The sequence below is a fragment of the Aeromonas sp. Y318-1 genome (assembly GCF_027706125.1).
Classification (GTDB): Bacteria; Pseudomonadota; Gammaproteobacteria; order Enterobacterales; family Aeromonadaceae; genus Aeromonas; species Aeromonas hydrophila.
In genome coordinates this window covers 234,173-247,662 of record NZ_JAPDCM010000008.1, presented here as the reverse complement: position 1 = coordinate 247,662, position 13,490 = coordinate 234,173, and the positions used below count along the sequence as shown (strand labels likewise).

At 60.4% G+C, this 13,490-nt stretch carries 15 protein-coding genes; 7 read left to right on the top strand and 8 right to left on the bottom strand.

Going from position 1 to position 13,490, the window contains the following annotated elements; translation table 11 throughout:
* Positions 1-369 precede the first annotated feature (369 nt).
* Both tmaR and OKB87_RS14065 read left to right on the top strand, forming a co-directional pair.
* Positions 370-687: a PTS system regulator TmaR gene (gene tmaR / locus OKB87_RS14070; protein WP_016352207.1), complete on the top strand. Its 318-nt coding sequence runs from the start codon at positions 370-372 to the stop codon at positions 685-687.
* A 216-nt stretch (positions 688-903) separates the two neighbouring features.
* Positions 904-3,987 carry a transglycosylase domain-containing protein gene (locus tag OKB87_RS14065; RefSeq protein WP_011707626.1) on the top strand — a complete coding sequence of 1,028 codons (3,084 nt, stop codon included), beginning with the start codon at positions 904-906 and terminating at the stop codon, positions 3,985-3,987.
* 86 nt (positions 3,988-4,073) lie between these two features.
* Here OKB87_RS14065 and yjgA read toward each other — a convergent pair whose 3' ends face one another.
* Positions 4,074-4,598: a ribosome biogenesis factor YjgA gene (gene yjgA, locus OKB87_RS14060; protein WP_010635921.1), complete on the bottom strand. Its 525-nt coding sequence runs from the start codon at positions 4,596-4,598 to the stop codon at positions 4,074-4,076.
* Between the two features lie 113 nt (positions 4,599-4,711).
* Between yjgA and pmbA the strand changes: the two genes are divergently transcribed.
* Positions 4,712-6,055, top strand: coding sequence for a metalloprotease PmbA (gene pmbA, locus OKB87_RS14055; protein ID WP_011707624.1), 1,344 nt, complete (start codon positions 4,712-4,714; stop codon positions 6,053-6,055).
* 85 nt (positions 6,056-6,140) lie between these two features.
* Here pmbA and murA read toward each other — a convergent pair whose 3' ends face one another.
* From murA to mlaF, 7 genes are read right to left on the bottom strand one after another with little or no spacing between them, the layout of a single operon-like run.
* Positions 6,141-7,397: a UDP-N-acetylglucosamine 1-carboxyvinyltransferase gene (gene murA, locus OKB87_RS14050; RefSeq protein WP_011707623.1), complete on the bottom strand. Its 1,257-nt coding sequence runs from the start codon at positions 7,395-7,397 to the stop codon at positions 6,141-6,143.
* Positions 7,398-7,414: 17 nt separating this feature from the next.
* Positions 7,415-7,672, bottom strand: a complete 258-nt coding sequence (gene ibaG / locus OKB87_RS14045) for a BolA family iron metabolism protein IbaG (protein ID WP_005306001.1) — start codon at positions 7,670-7,672, stop codon at positions 7,415-7,417.
* On the bottom strand, positions 7,672-7,944 hold the full coding sequence (locus tag OKB87_RS14040) for an STAS domain-containing protein (RefSeq protein ID WP_039213917.1): 273 nt from the start codon (positions 7,942-7,944) through the stop codon (positions 7,672-7,674). Before OKB87_RS14040 ends, ibaG begins: the two co-directional genes overlap by 1 nt.
* The gene (gene mlaC / locus OKB87_RS14035; RefSeq protein WP_017409367.1) at positions 7,941-8,573 is read right to left on the bottom strand and encodes a phospholipid-binding protein MlaC; all 633 of its coding nucleotides are present in this window, start codon (positions 8,571-8,573) and stop codon (positions 7,941-7,943) included. Before mlaC ends, OKB87_RS14040 begins: the two co-directional genes overlap by 4 nt.
* A 9-nt stretch (positions 8,574-8,582) precedes the next feature.
* Positions 8,583-9,074 carry an outer membrane lipid asymmetry maintenance protein MlaD gene (gene mlaD / locus OKB87_RS14030; RefSeq protein ID WP_011707620.1) on the bottom strand — a complete coding sequence of 164 codons (492 nt, stop codon included), beginning with the start codon at positions 9,072-9,074 and terminating at the stop codon, positions 8,583-8,585.
* A 7-nt stretch (positions 9,075-9,081) separates the two neighbouring features.
* On the bottom strand, positions 9,082-9,861 hold the full coding sequence (gene mlaE, locus OKB87_RS14025) for a lipid asymmetry maintenance ABC transporter permease subunit MlaE (protein ID WP_011707619.1): 780 nt from the start codon (positions 9,859-9,861) through the stop codon (positions 9,082-9,084).
* Positions 9,861-10,661, bottom strand: a complete 801-nt coding sequence (gene mlaF, locus OKB87_RS14020) for a phospholipid ABC transporter ATP-binding protein MlaF (RefSeq protein ID WP_011707618.1) — start codon at positions 10,659-10,661, stop codon at positions 9,861-9,863. The genes mlaE and mlaF overlap by 1 nt, the downstream gene beginning before the upstream one ends.
* 207 nt (positions 10,662-10,868) lie before the next feature.
* Between mlaF and OKB87_RS14015 the strand changes: the two genes are divergently transcribed.
* The 4 genes from OKB87_RS14015 to lptA are packed head-to-tail and all read left to right on the top strand — an operon-like array spanning position 10,869 to position 13,489.
* Positions 10,869-11,864, top strand: a complete 996-nt coding sequence (locus tag OKB87_RS14015; protein WP_270827773.1) for a KpsF/GutQ family sugar-phosphate isomerase — start codon at positions 10,869-10,871, stop codon at positions 11,862-11,864.
* Positions 11,864-12,418, top strand: a complete 555-nt coding sequence (gene kdsC, locus OKB87_RS14010) for a 3-deoxy-manno-octulosonate-8-phosphatase KdsC (protein ID WP_270827772.1) — start codon at positions 11,864-11,866, stop codon at positions 12,416-12,418. Before OKB87_RS14015 ends, kdsC begins: the two co-directional genes overlap by 1 nt.
* Entirely contained in the window at positions 12,415-12,975 is a 561-nt protein-coding gene (gene lptC / locus OKB87_RS14005) for an LPS export ABC transporter periplasmic protein LptC (protein ID WP_011707615.1), read from the top strand. The genes kdsC and lptC overlap by 4 nt, the downstream gene beginning before the upstream one ends.
* Positions 12,962-13,489, top strand: coding sequence for a lipopolysaccharide transport periplasmic protein LptA (lptA, locus tag OKB87_RS14000; RefSeq protein WP_016352198.1), 528 nt, complete (start codon positions 12,962-12,964; stop codon positions 13,487-13,489). Before lptC ends, lptA begins: the two co-directional genes overlap by 14 nt.
* Position 13,490: the final 1 nt, after the last annotated feature.

Sequence of the window (13,490 nt, the reverse complement as noted above, 5' to 3'; positions counted from 1 at the left end):
CGAACTCAGAAGTGAAACGCGGTAGCGCCGATGGTAGTGTGGCATTCGCCATGCGAGAGTAGGACACTGCCAGGCACACAATACAAGAAACCCCGCTCATCTGAGCGGGGTTTTTTATTGTCTGAAATTCGTCTTATCTCACCCCTGATATACTCCTTCGGATGGAGAGTCTGTGCTGCTTTCTCCCCTGTTGTTCACTCGACTCTCTCGTGCCGAAACCCGGCGTCAGCCCTGCAATTAGGGTTGTATCTGCCTCATAACTCGGTAGAGTAAAGGCATCTTGGGTTGGCCCGTACTCTCTCATGCTGGTTTCTTTAGTACGGATGCAACTTGGCCTGCTTTTATCAACCTTACGTCAGTGGTATCGATATGGAACAAGTAAACAAGTCCACCTTCAGCGATGTACTGGAATATGTGCGTATGTCCCGTCGTCAGAACAAACTCAAGCGTGAAATTGCGGACAACGAGAAGAAGGTCCGTGACAACCAGAAGCGGGTGCTGCTGCTCGACAACCTGAGCGATTACATCAAACCGGGTATGAGCATCGATGAGGTGCAAGCCATCATCGCCAACATGCGGGCTGATTATGAAGAGCGTGTGGACGACCACATCATCAAGAATGCCGAGCTGTCCAAAGAGCGTAAAGAGCTGAGCACCAAGCTCAAGGCGATGAGTTCCAGCAAATAAGTCTGCTCACTGTCTTCTCAAAACACCGGCCATAGGCCGGTGTTTTGCTTTCAGTCATCAGCTCGGATATCTCATTGCGCTGCAACAATCGGCTCCCCTTTTTATAATCGCCCTGTTACCATCACTACAAAGCGGTCAATAGTTTTCAAGCCATTGACTTGAAAAGACTAAGCTTGAGTGAAACACAATAAATTGCGCAACCATGGTGGGGCTGATATGGGCGCATCAGAACAGACGGATTTGAACAAAGTGGCATCTCAGGATTCATCTGTCCCAAGCGCGGACGGCAAGTACAAGCGCAAGCGTCGTTCCTGGTGGCGCTGGTTGTTCTGCTTTTTCTTTTTGCTGTGCCTGGCTGCGGTGATTGCTCTGGTCGGTTATGAGATGCAGACTTCTCGCCTGCAGTCGCAGGAGATCTCCCGCTATGCGGCCAAGCTGACCTATCAGGTTGAACCCGGCCCCAGCAAGCAGATTGCCTTCCCCGAAGACGGTCCCTTCGACAAGCGGCTCGGTTATGTGCTGTTGCCCATGATGCAGGAGCGCTTGCTGCAACGGGGTTATCAGGTCAGCGAGCAGGTACATTTCTCCGACGCCTTGTATGACTATGCCAGTCGCGGCTTTTTCGTGCCTTATACCGAGAAGGTGCAAGCCGGCCTGACCCTGCACGACTGCCGGGCTGAACCCTTCTATCAATTCAAGTATCCGACCCACTATTACCCGGATTTCGCTTCCATCCCGCCGCTGGTGATCCAGTCGCTCTTGTTCATCGAGAACCGCGATCTGCTCAGCAACGAGCAGCCGCTGGCCAACCCGGCCGTGGATTGGCCCCGTTTTGCCAAGGCGGCCATGTCGCAGGTCGGCAAGGCGCTCGATATGCAGGATCAATCGGCTGGCGGCAGTACGCTGGCGACTCAGGTCGAGAAGTATCGCCACTCGCCAGATGGCCTGACGCTGTCACCCACCGAGAAGATCCGCCAGATGGCGTCCGCCAGTGTACGGGCCTACCGGTTGGGGCCCAAGACGCTGGAGGCACGCAAGCTGGTCGCCTGGGCCTATCTCAACTCGGTCCCGCTCTCTGCAGCGCCTGGCTATGGGGAGGTGCACGGCCTGGGGGATGGTCTCTGGGTATGGTTTGGCGCCAATGTGGACGAGGTAAACCGGCTGCTGGACCCTGCGCGCAACCAGGATGCCTCGCTGGCGGAGCAGGGCCTGGCGCTGCGCCAGGTGGTCTCGCTGATGATTGCCCATCGCCGTCCCTCCTACTATCTGGCGCAGGGGCGCGATGCACTGGCGACCCTGACTGACAGCTATCTGCGGTTGTTCGTACAGGAGGGGATGATCACGCCGCCGCTGATGGAAGCCGCGCTGAAGGCCAAGATCTCGTTCCGTGATTTCTTGCAGTCCCCGGCGGTGACCAAGGTCAACAACAACAAGGGCCTGCAAGTTGCCCGCACCCGTCTCAGCCGTCAGCTCGGGGTGCAGCTCTACGATCTGGACCGACTCGATCTGACGGCCGATACCAGCCTCAACATGCCGCTGCAAAACGAGGTCTCTCGCTACCTGCAGCAGCTGGCCGACCCGACGTTTGCAGCCCAGGTCGGGCTGTTTGGTGAGCGCCTGCTCTCGCCCGAGAAGACGGGAGACGTGAAGTACAGCTTCACGCTGTTCGAGAAGTCCCCGCAGGGCTTCAAGGTGCGGGTGCAGACCGACAACACGGATCAGCCGTTCGACATCAACGAGGGCAGCAAGCTGGAGCTGGGGTCCACCGCCAAGCTGCGGGTGCTGACTACCTACCTGGAGATCGTCTCCGAGCTGCACGACAACTACGCGGATATGTCGGCCGAGAGCCTGCGCAAAATCGAGGTATCGGAGCAGGACAACATCAGCCGCTGGGCCGTCTCCTACCTGATGACCGCCAAGGACAAGAGCCTGCCACCCATGCTGGAGGCGGCGCTCGATCGCAAATACTCCGCCAGCCCGAACGAGGGGTTCTTCACCGGCGGCGGTATGCACACCTTCAACAACTTCCGGCGTGAGGACAATGGTCGCATCCCGGCCATTCGCGATGCGCTGCGCGAGTCCATCAACCTGCCATTCGTGCGTCTGATGCGTGACATCGTCCGCTACAGCCTCTACCGGGAGGGCAACCGTGCCCAGTTGCTCAAGGATGACAAGGATCCGCGCCGTACCGAGTATCTGGCCAAGTTTGCGGATAAAGAGGGGCAGACCTATCTGCTGCGCTTCTGGCGCAAGTACCGTGGCAAGACTGCGGATGAACAGCTCGATACCTTCCTGGATGGTCTCAAGCCAAGCGCCGTGCGCCTGGCAGCCGTACACCGCTACCTGATGCCGGATGCGTCGCAGGAGACTTTCGCTGCCTTCCTGGCGAAGCGCCTGCCGCGGGAGAAGCTGAGCGATCGTCGTATCGAGCAGCTCTATACCAGCTATGGTCCCGGCAAGTATTCGCTGCCGGATCAAGGCTATATCGCCCGGGTGCACCCGCTGGAGCTGTGGCTGCTCTCCTATCTCAAGGAGTTCGACAAGGCGACCTTCGCCGATGCCGTCGAGGCGAGCCGGGACGAGCGGCAGGAGGTCTACAGCTGGCTGTTCAAGACCCGCCACCGTAGCGCCCGCGACAGCCGGATCCGCACCATGCTGGAGGTCGAGGCCTTCCTCGACATCCATCAACGCTGGGCCAGACTGGGCTACCCGTTCGATCACCTGGTGCCGTCGCTGGCAACGGCCCTGGGCAGTTCGGGCGACCGCCCTGCTGCGTTGGCCGAGCTGATGGGGATCATCCAGAACGGCGGCATTCGTGCGCCGACCCTGCGTATCGAGCATCTGTCGTTTGCCAAGGGCACGCCGTTCGAAACCGAGTTCCAACCGGCGCAGACCGAGGGGACCCGGGTGCTGCCGGTCGAGGTGGCCACCGCGCTGCGCAATGCGCTGTCGAAGGTGGTGGAAGGGGGCACGGCCAGACGCATTGCCGGTGCCTTCGCCCTGCCGGACGGTACCGTGCTGCAGATGGGGGGCAAGACGGGCACGGGCGACAACCGGATTGAAACGGTCGGCCGCTACGGCAACGTGACCAGCTCGCTGGCTCGCAACCGGACCGCCACCTTCGTCTTCTATCTGGGAGAGGATCACTTCGGCACCCTGACGGCCTATGTGCCGGGCAGCCAGTCCGACAAGTTCCGCTTCACCTCGGCCTTGCCGGTGCAGGTGCTCAAGGGGATGGCTCCGCTGCTGATGCCGTATCTGCAGCCAGGCACTCATACTCAGTGCATGGCGGGCAGCTGACAGCTGCAGCGACACGAAAACGGGGCCAGATCGGCCCCGTTTTATTTTGTACTGTTCATCGCCGGTCGGCGACGGTGAGTCATCACTTACAGCAGATCTTCGATCTCGCCGCGCAGGTACTGGTACATCTCGCGATAGGCCACCGGCGGCTTGTTCAGCTCCCGCTCCTTGTTGGCGGTGCGGATCAGCTGGCGCAGCTTCTGGCGGTCCAGTTCGTGGAACTGGGACATCAGCTCGTTGAGGGCGCTGTCACCTTCATTGATCAGCCGCTCACGCCACTGTTCCAGCCGGTGCAGGCGGGCGTTTACGGTGGAGTGGCGATTCTTGATGATGGAGAGCGCCTCGACGATGGGCTCCACATCGCGGCTGCGCATCAACCGGCCGATGAACTGCAGGTGGCGACGGAAAGACTCGTCTTTCTTCGGCTTGAGCTTACGGCCCAGCTCGACCGCTTCGGCCAGCTCTTCATCCAGCGGGATCTTCTCCAGCTCGCTGTGGCTGAGGGAGACGATCTCTTCCCCCATCTTCTGCAAGGCTTCGGCATCGCGCTTGAGCTGGCTTTTGCTGGGGCCCCAGTCTTCCCACTCGTTGTCGTCTTGATATTGACTCATCGGTCTCTTGATTCCTGTCATTCACGTTTGGTGGATATGTTACCAGCTTCTCCCGCTGGGCGCAGGGGTCTGATATGCTTAGCCCCTTTCCTTCCTTCATACAGATGTGAGTTATGGATCAGCAAGACCAAATCCGCCAGGATCAAGCCCATCTTGAAGCCGTAGTTGCCGAGGCCCTGGAGATTGCCAAGGGACTGGGCGCCGGGCTTGCCGAAGTCTCCATCAGCAAGCAGACCGGGTTGTCGGTGAACACCCGGGGTTGTGAACTGGAAAGCATCGAATTCAACAAGGACGGGGCGCTTGGCATCGCCGTCTATCGCGATGGCTGCAAGGGTTCCTCCTCCACCACGGATCTGAGCCCGTCGGCCATTCGTGCCGCCGTCGAAGCGGCCATGGAGATTGCCCGCCACACCTCGCCGGATGCTTGCGCCGGTCTGGCTGATGCCGAGCTGCTGGCCTGGGACGCCCCGGATCTGCAACTGTGTCATCCGATCGAGCTGGATCCGCAGCGCGGCATCGAACTGGCCATCGAGTGTGAACGACTGGCGCTGGGCCGCGATACCCGCATCAAGCACTCCGACGGCGCCGGTTTCTCCAGTCACCTCGGCATCAAGGTGTATGGCAACAGCCATGGCTTCGTCAAAGGCTACGCGGCATCGCGCAACTCCCTGAGCTGCGTGCTGATCGGCGAGCAGGACGGCGACATGCAGCGCGATTACGGCTACTCCTCCAGCCGTACCTTGGACGGGCTCTGGAGCCCGCAGCGCATCGCCGACGAGGCGGTGGAGCGCACCCTCTCTCGTCTGGGGGCCCGCAAGATCAGCACTCGCCACGCTCCCGTGCTGTTCCATCCCGATACGGCGGCCGGTCTGTGGGGTCATCTGGTGATGGCCATCAGCGGTGGCAATCTCTACCGCAAGTCGAGCTTTCTGCTGGACAAGCTGGGCAAGCAGATCCTGCCCGAGTGGCTCACCATCCAGGAGTTCCCCCACCTGTTGGGGGGGCTAGCCAGTACTCCGTTCGATGGCGAAGGCGTGCTGACCCGCGACATGGACATAGTGCGCAATGGCGAGCTGATGAGCTGGCTGCTTACCTCCTACTCCGCCCGCAAGCTGGGGCTCACCACCACGGGCCACGCCGGCGGCATCCACAACTGGCAGGTTTCCAGCACCGGTCAGGATTTCAATGGCATGCTCAAGGAGATGGGCACCGGCCTGCTGGTGACCGAACTGATGGGGCAGGGGGTCAACATCGTCAATGGCGACTACTCCCGCGGCGCAGCCGGTTTCTGGGTGGAGAATGGCGAAATAGCCTACCCGGTCGAAGAGATCACCATCGCCGGCAATCTGGCCGAGATGTTCAGCCATATCGTGGCGGTGGGCAGCGACGAAGATGAGCGCTCCAGCCTTAAGACCGGCTCGGTGTTGGTCGAGAGCATGAAGCTGGCCGGCCACTGATCCCGGCATCAGTGGATTGCAGCCATGAAAAAGGCCCCTCGCAGTGCGAGGGGCCTTTTTGTATCGGCGTGCTCAGGGGCGGCAATCAGCCCTTGATGCGCTCGATGCGGCCGCCAAGGCCTTGCAGCTTGTGCTCGATGTCTTCGTAGCCACGGTCGATGTGGTAGATGCGATCGACGATGGTGGAGCCTTCGGCGACGAAGCCGGCCAGCACCAGACTGGCGGAGGCGCGCAGGTCGGTCGCCATCACCTGGGCACCCTTGAGCTGCTGGGTGTCGCGGCAGATGGCCACATTGCCCTGCAGTTCGATGTCGGCGCCCATCCGTACCAGCTCGGGTACGTGCATGAAGCGGTTCTCGAAGATGGTCTCGGTGACCATGCCGGTGCCCTTAGCCACCGCGTTCAGCACGGTGAACTGGGCCTGCATGTCGGTCGGGAAGGCCGGGTAGGGGGCGGTCTTGATGGTGACCGGCTTGAGGGTGCGACCAGTCATGTCGAGGGTGATCCAGTCTTCACCCTTCTCAATCAGGGCGCCAGCCTCTTCCAGCTTGACCAGTACCGCTTCCAGCAGGGTCGGGTCGGTCTTGCGGCAGGTGATCTTGCCGCCGGTGACCGCTGCGCCCACCAGGAAGGTACCGGTTTCGATACGGTCGGGCTGGACGCTGTAGCTGCCGCCATGCAGACGTTCGACACCGTCGATGGTGAGGGTGTCGGTGCCCGCGCCCTGGATCTTGGCGCCCAGGGCATTGAGGAAGTTGGCCAGATCGACCACTTCCGGCTCGCGCGCGGCGTTTTCGATCACGGTGCGGCCGTCAGCCAGGGTGGCGGCCATCATCAGGTTCTCGGTACCGGTGACGGAGACCATGTCCATCAGGATGTGAGCACCCTTCAGGCGGCCGTCGACACGAGCCTTGATGTAACCATCCTCGATGGCAATCTTGGCACCCATCAGCTCCAGACCGTGCACGTGCAGGTTGACCGGACGGGCACCGATGGCGCAGCCGCCGGGCAGGGAGACGTCAGCCGCGCCAAAGCGGGCGGCCAGCGGGCCCAGCGCCAGGATGGAGGCGCGCATGGTCTTCACCAGCTCGTAGGGTGCAACATGGTTGTTCACCGCACCGGTCAGCACGGTGACGTTGCCGTTCACCTTGGTGGTGGCACCCAGCATCTCCAGCAGCTTGATGGTGGTGCCCACATCTTTCAGACGCGGCACGTTGGAGAGGTGGATCTCCTCATCACACAGCAGGGTGGCGAACAGGATCGGCAGAGCGGCGTTCTTGGCGCCAGAGATGGTCACTTCGCCGTTGAGAGTACAACGACCATCGATCTTGAATTTGTCCATTTACGTTTGATACCAAATCAGGAGGGCAGTAGGAATTTACGTTCGCGTTTCCACTCGGCATCGGTAAAAGCCTTGATGGAGAGTGCGTGAATGGCGTTGCTGGCGATCTTGTCCATCAGCGGGGCATAGATGGCCTGTTGCTTCTTGACCCGGCTCATGCCGTCAAACATGTCGCCGACGGCGATCACTTGGTAGTGACTGCCGTCCCCTTTGACATGGACTTCGGACAATGGCAGAGCCTCGAGGAGTATCGCTTCAATTTCAGAGACTTGCATTATGCGTCCTCAGTTGTGAGCGGGGTTGACTGAAACAATCCGGCCACCCCGTAGAGGTTGGCCAGGGTATAAAAATCAGTGGAGGCGCCCACCAGTTGTGGTGTGGCGCCTCGTGCCAGAGCGGCTTTGGCCCATTTGACCAGCAGGGCAAGCCCTGCCGAATCCAGGGTGGTGACGTCGCTAAGCTCGATCTGGTCTTCCTGCCACCAGTCGGCTCGCCGTTGCCATAACTCAACGACCTGGGCCGCCTGCAGCTCGCCGCTCAGTCTCATGACTTGAGCACCAGCGGCTTGGCATTGTGGGCGCGCAGCTGGGCGATCACCGCATCGATGCCGTTCTGGCGGATGAGGCCACCCAGCTCGTTCTGCTTGGCAGAGAGCAGGCTGATCCCTTCGGCGACCATGTCGAAGGCTTTCCATTCGCCGGTCTTGTTGTTCTTGCGCAGCTTGAACTCGAGGAAGATGTCCGGCTTGCCGGCCTCTTTCACGCTGACGTTGACCGCGGTGATGTTGCTGTCACCGGCGGCCTTGCCCGGCTCGACCTTGACGGTCTGCTTGTCGAAATGGGCCAGGGCGTCGGCGTAGGAGCTCACCATGTACTCGGTGAACACCTCGACGAAGGCGTCACGCTGGGCCGGGGTGGTCTGCTTGATCTGGTTGCCGAGCACCTTGTAGGCGGCGAAGCGGTTGTCCACGTAGGGCAGCAGCTCTTCGCGGATGATCACCCGCAGGTGATCCGGATTGCTCTTCACCTGGGCCTGATCGGCCTTCAGGCGGGCGAAGGTCTGCTTGGCCGCTTGGTCTACCAGGGCATAGGGATCGGTGGCATCGGTGGCTTGCGCGGTCAGAGAAAACAGCATGCTGGTCATCAGGCCCAGCAGCAGGGCGATCTTCTTGAACATGGTTACTCCTTACTTGCTGTCTGATTTGGTGTCGGAAGACTGGCTGTAGAGGAACTTGCCAATCAGGTCTTCCAGCACAATGGCGGATTTGGTGTCTTCAATCATGTCGCCATCCTTGAGCATGCTGGTACCCATCTCTTCATCGGTAAAGCCGGGCATCAGACCTATGTACTGCTCGCCGAGCAGCCCCGAAGTCAGGATGGAGAGGGTACTGGTCTCGGAGAACTCACCGGCGCTCTTCTGCATCTGCAGAGAGACGATCGGCACCTGGCTCTTGGCGTCCAGAGTGATGTCGCTGACCCGACCGACCACCACGCCGCCCACCTTGACCGGTGAGCGCACTTTCAGGCCGCCGATATTATCGAAATGGGCGCGCAGGGTATAGGTTTCTCCTTCCGGTTTGAAACTCAAACCTGCCACTTGCAGTGCCAACGCCAGAATGGCACCGATGCCGGCCAGCATGAAAGCGCCAACCAGGAATTCTACTTTGCTGAACTTCATCTTTACCTTATCCAAACATGACTGCGGTGAGTATAAAATCCAGGCCGAGCACGGCCAGGGAGGAGTGGACCACGGTACGGGTCGTGGCCTGACTGATCCCGGCCGATGTCGGCTTGGCATCATAACCGTTAAAGAGCGCAATCCAGGTGACCACCAGAGCAAAGATCAGACTCTTGATGGCCCCCTGCATGATGTCATCCTGCCAGTCGACGGAGGCCTGCATGGCGGACCAGAAGCTGCCTTCGTCCACCCCCAGCCAGTCCACACCGACCAGCTTGCCGCCGAAGATGCCGATCAGGCTGAACATGAAGGCCAGCAGTGGCATGCTGATGACCCCGGCCCAGAAGCGCGGCGCGACCACCCGGCGCAGCGGATCCACCGCCATCATCTCCAGGCTGGAGAGCTGTTCGGTGGCCTTCATCAGGCCGATCTCGGCGGTGAGGGCCGAGCCGGCGCGGCCGGCAAACAGCAGCGCGGTCACCACGGGGCCCAGCTCCCGCAGCAGGGAGAGGGAGACCAGCGGCCCCAGACTCTGCTCGGCACCGAAGTCCTTCAGTACGTTGTAGCCCTGCAACGAGAGCACCATGCCGATGAACAGGCCCGACACCAGAATGATGGCGACCGACTGCACTCCGACCACATACAACTGCTGCACCAGCAGCGGGAAGTGCTTGCGCGGTGCGGGTTTGCCCGCCAACGCGTGAAACAACATGATGGTGGCGCGGCCGATGGCGCTGATGAACCGCACCCCGCTTCGCCCCAGTTTGCTTACCTGGCTTGTCAACATCAGAGATCCTGTAGCAGGTCGCCTGCCGGAAAATGAAACGGAACAGGACCGTCGGGCAATCCTTTCAGGAACTGCTCGACCTCGGGATTGTGCTCCTCGCGCAGCTGGGCCGGCGTGCCATGCGCCACCACCTTGCGGTTGGCGATGATATAGGCGTAGTCGGCAATGCTCAGCACCTCTTTCACGTCGTGGGTGACGATGACGGAGGTGATGCCGAGGGCATCGTTCATATCCTTGATGAGCTTCACCAGCACCGCCATGGTGATGGGATCCTGGCCGACGAACGGCTCGTCATACATGATGAGGTCCGGATCCAGCGCGATGGAGCGGGCCAGCGCCGCGCGCCGGGCCATGCCGCCGGAGAGCTCGGACGGCATCAGTCTTGCCGCGCCGCGCAGGCCCACCGCCTGCAGCTTCATCATGACGATGGTGTGGATCAGCTCCTCGGGCAGGCCGGAGTGCTCGCGCAGCGGGAAGGCCACGTTGTCGTACACCGTCATGCCGGTAAACAGGGCGCCGCTCTGGAACAGCATGCTCATCCGCTTGCGCACCTCGTACAGGCGCGAGCGAGAGAGGGTGGGGATATCTTCCCCGTCAAACAGGATATGACCGGATTCGGGCTTGAGCTGGCCGCCGATCAACCGCAGCAAGGTGGTCTTGCCGATGCCGCTGGGGCCCATGACCGCAGTGACCTTGCCACGGGGAATGGTCAGGTTTATCCCGTCGTATAACAGCCGATCTCCGTGACTAAAGGTCAGGTCGGAGATGGTGATCAGGTCATCGTTCAAACAATTGTCCATCCGGTGTAAATGAAGAGCGAATTTTATGGGCTAGTCTAGGTCTAAGCAACAGCAAGGAACAACTATTGAACAGCCTGCCTGTCCAGACGCGCGACAGTTTTTTGTAACCAATTGTCTCTCTTTTCAGGTCGGGAAGTATCCGATTCGCTTATCTCGACAGACTTTTTTATAATCCCGCAGCAAATTTCAGCCCGGAGCTGTGCCTTTATGTCTGTAAAGTCTGAAAAAGTGTCTGAACTGTTCGATTTTCGTCGCAGCGCCCGTACCGTGCTGGACATCGAGAAACAAGCGATTGATGGACTCTACCAGTACCTGAACGATGCCTTCGATCAGGCCTGCGAGATGATACTGCGCTGCAGTGGCAAGATAGTGGTCACCGGCATGGGCAAGTCAGGTCATGTCGGAAGCAAGATTGCGGCCACCCTGGCCAGCACCGGCACTCCTGCCTTTTTCCTTCATCCGGGTGAAGCCAGCCACGGCGATCTGGGAATGATCTCCGGCGGTGATCTCATCATCGCCATCTCCAACTCCGGCGAAAGCGACGAGATCCTGGCCCTGTTGCCGGTGCTCAAGCGCCGCGGCATCCTGCTCATCTGCATGACCGGCAACCCGGCCTCCACCATGGCGAAAGAAGCCAACGTGCACCTGTGCATCAAGGTAGAGAAAGAAGCCTGCCCGCTGGGGCTGGCGCCCACCTCCAGTACCACCGCGACCCTGGTGATGGGCGATGCGCTGGCGGTGGCCCTGCTGGAAGCCCGCGGCTTTACCGCCGACGATTTCGCCCTCTCTCATCCGGGTGGTTCCCTTGGCAAGCGACTGCTGCTGCGGGTGGGCGATCTGATGCACAGCGGTGAGCTGTTGCCCCAGGTAGGGATAGATGCCACCATCAGCCAGGCACTGCTGGAAGTGAGCCGCAAGGGGCTCGGCATGACGGCCGTGGCCGATGCCGATGGCCGTCTGGCTGGTCTGTTCACCGACGGCGACCTGCGCCGCATTCTGGACCTGCAGGTGGATATCCACCACACCCCGATCAGCCGCGTGATGACGGTCAACTGTGTTACCGTGGGACCAGAGATGATGGCAGCCGAGGCCGTCAAACTGATGGAAACCAGAAAGATCAACGGATTACTGGTTGTGGATGGCGACAAGCGCCCGCTGGGTGCCTTCAACATGCATGACCTGCTGAAAGCCGGAGTAATTTGATGCAAAACGTACCGACCCTCTATGGTCCGGTGACGCGCAGCCAGTATGACAGGGCGGCGCAGATCCGCCTGCTGGTGTGCGATGTGGACGGGGTGCTCTCCAACGGCCTCATCTACATGGGAAATGACGGCGAAGAGCTGAAGACCTTCTGTACCCGCGACGGTGCCGGCATGCGAGCGCTGCTCAACGCCGGGGTCGAGATTGCCATCATCACCGGGCGCAACTCCCGCATCGTCAGCGATCGGATGAAGAGCCTGGGGGTGCCGCACCTGGTACAGGGGGCAGATCAGAAGCTGCCCCACTTCGAAGCGCTGCTGGCCAAGCTGGCACTGACCCCCGAGCAGGCGGCCTATATCGGCGATGACACCATCGATCTGCCGGTGATGCAGGCCTGTGGCCTCGGCATCGCCGTGGCCGATGCCCATCCGCTGGTGCTGGCGCGGGCTGACATGGTGACCCGACTGGCCGGCGGTGTGGGCGCGGTGCGCGAGGTGTGCGATCTCATTTTGCAGGCCCAGGGGCTGGGTGACTATCAGCCAGAGGCCTCGGTATGAGCAGACAGACCCTGTTGTTCGCCCTGCTGTTCCTGGTTGCGCTGGCCGCCTGGCAGCTCGGCGACATCGAACTGGCGCCGGAGCCGACCACCAAGGTGGAGAATTATCAGCCGGACTTCACCGCCAAGAATCTGGTGACGACCCGCTTCGATGTCGAGGGGCGTCGCACCGAGCGGCTGGAGTCCCGCTACGCGGAGTACTACCAGATCCTCGAGCAGGCCACCTTTGACAAGCCGGTGGTCTACATGTTTGACAAGCAGGGCGAGGCCGAGTGGAAGGTCACTGCCGATACCGGCGTGCTCAACACCGATGACAACGTGATCCTGCGGGACAAGGTGCATCTGGACGGCTTGTTGCCCACCTCTTTCATCTCCACGCTGGATACCCCCTATCTGGAGCTGGATCTGGTGACCCAGAACGTGAGAAGCAATCAGCAGGTCAGCATAGTGGGTAAGGATTTCCAGACCGAGGGCGTCGGCCTGAAGGGTCATCTGGAACGCAAATATTTTGAATTACTGGATCAGGGCCATGCCATCTATTTCAATGAAAAACGCTAATCTGGCCCTCGCGGCCCTGCTGCTGTGCGGCACCGTGAGCGCCAAAGAGTCCGACTTTGCCGAGAAGGTCTATGTGGATGCGGTCAAGCAGGTGGCCGAGATGCAGGACAACCGCATCACCTTCGAACAGGATGTGACCATTACTCAGGGCACCATCAAGATCAAGGCGGACAAGGTGGTGGTGATCCGCTCCGGCGAGAAGGGGGCCGAGGTGATGACGGCCTATGGCAAGCCAGCCACCTTCTTCCAGATCCTGGACAACGGCAAGCCGGTCAATGCCCATGGCAACAGCATCCGCTATGAGCTGAAGAACCGCTTGGTGACCATCACCGGCAACGGTCAGCTCAAGCAGGAAGACAGCCAGGTCAATGGCGACCTGATCCGTTACGACATCGTCAAACAGAAGATGATTGCCGAGAGCAAGACCCCGAACCAGCGGGTCAAGACGGTGTTCCTGCCGGATCAGGTAGAGAATTTCGACAAGCCGGCCGATCAGAAGAAGCAGGGAAAATAAA

What these genes read in the sequence shown, in the direction of transcription:
- tmaR (WP_016352207.1), top strand. Translation starts at nt 370, where the DNA reads ATGGAACAAGTAAACAAGTCCACCTTCAGCGATGTACTGGAATATGTG.
- OKB87_RS14065 (WP_011707626.1), top strand. Translation starts at nt 904, where the DNA reads ATGGGCGCATCAGAACAGACGGATTTGAACAAAGTGGCATCTCAGGAT.
- yjgA (WP_010635921.1), bottom strand. Translation starts at nt 4,598, where the DNA reads ATGAGTCAATATCAAGACGACAACGAGTGGGAAGACTGGGGCCCCAGC.
- pmbA (WP_011707624.1), top strand. Translation starts at nt 4,712, where the DNA reads ATGGATCAGCAAGACCAAATCCGCCAGGATCAAGCCCATCTTGAAGCC.
- murA (WP_011707623.1), bottom strand. Translation starts at nt 7,397, where the DNA reads ATGGACAAATTCAAGATCGATGGTCGTTGTACTCTCAACGGCGAAGTG.
- ibaG (WP_005306001.1), bottom strand. Translation starts at nt 7,672, where the DNA reads ATGCAAGTCTCTGAAATTGAAGCGATACTCCTCGAGGCTCTGCCATTG.
- OKB87_RS14040 (WP_039213917.1), bottom strand. Translation starts at nt 7,944, where the DNA reads ATGAGACTGAGCGGCGAGCTGCAGGCGGCCCAGGTCGTTGAGTTATGG.
- mlaC (WP_017409367.1), bottom strand. Translation starts at nt 8,573, where the DNA reads ATGTTCAAGAAGATCGCCCTGCTGCTGGGCCTGATGACCAGCATGCTG.
- mlaD (WP_011707620.1), bottom strand. Translation starts at nt 9,074, where the DNA reads ATGAAGTTCAGCAAAGTAGAATTCCTGGTTGGCGCTTTCATGCTGGCC.
- mlaE (WP_011707619.1), bottom strand. Translation starts at nt 9,861, where the DNA reads ATGTTGACAAGCCAGGTAAGCAAACTGGGGCGAAGCGGGGTGCGGTTC.
- mlaF (WP_011707618.1), bottom strand. Translation starts at nt 10,661, where the DNA reads ATGGACAATTGTTTGAACGATGACCTGATCACCATCTCCGACCTGACC.
- OKB87_RS14015 (WP_270827773.1), top strand. Translation starts at nt 10,869, where the DNA reads ATGTCTGTAAAGTCTGAAAAAGTGTCTGAACTGTTCGATTTTCGTCGC.
- kdsC (WP_270827772.1), top strand. Translation starts at nt 11,864, where the DNA reads ATGCAAAACGTACCGACCCTCTATGGTCCGGTGACGCGCAGCCAGTAT.
- lptC (WP_011707615.1), top strand. Translation starts at nt 12,415, where the DNA reads ATGAGCAGACAGACCCTGTTGTTCGCCCTGCTGTTCCTGGTTGCGCTG.
- lptA (WP_016352198.1), top strand. Translation starts at nt 12,962, where the DNA reads ATGAAAAACGCTAATCTGGCCCTCGCGGCCCTGCTGCTGTGCGGCACC.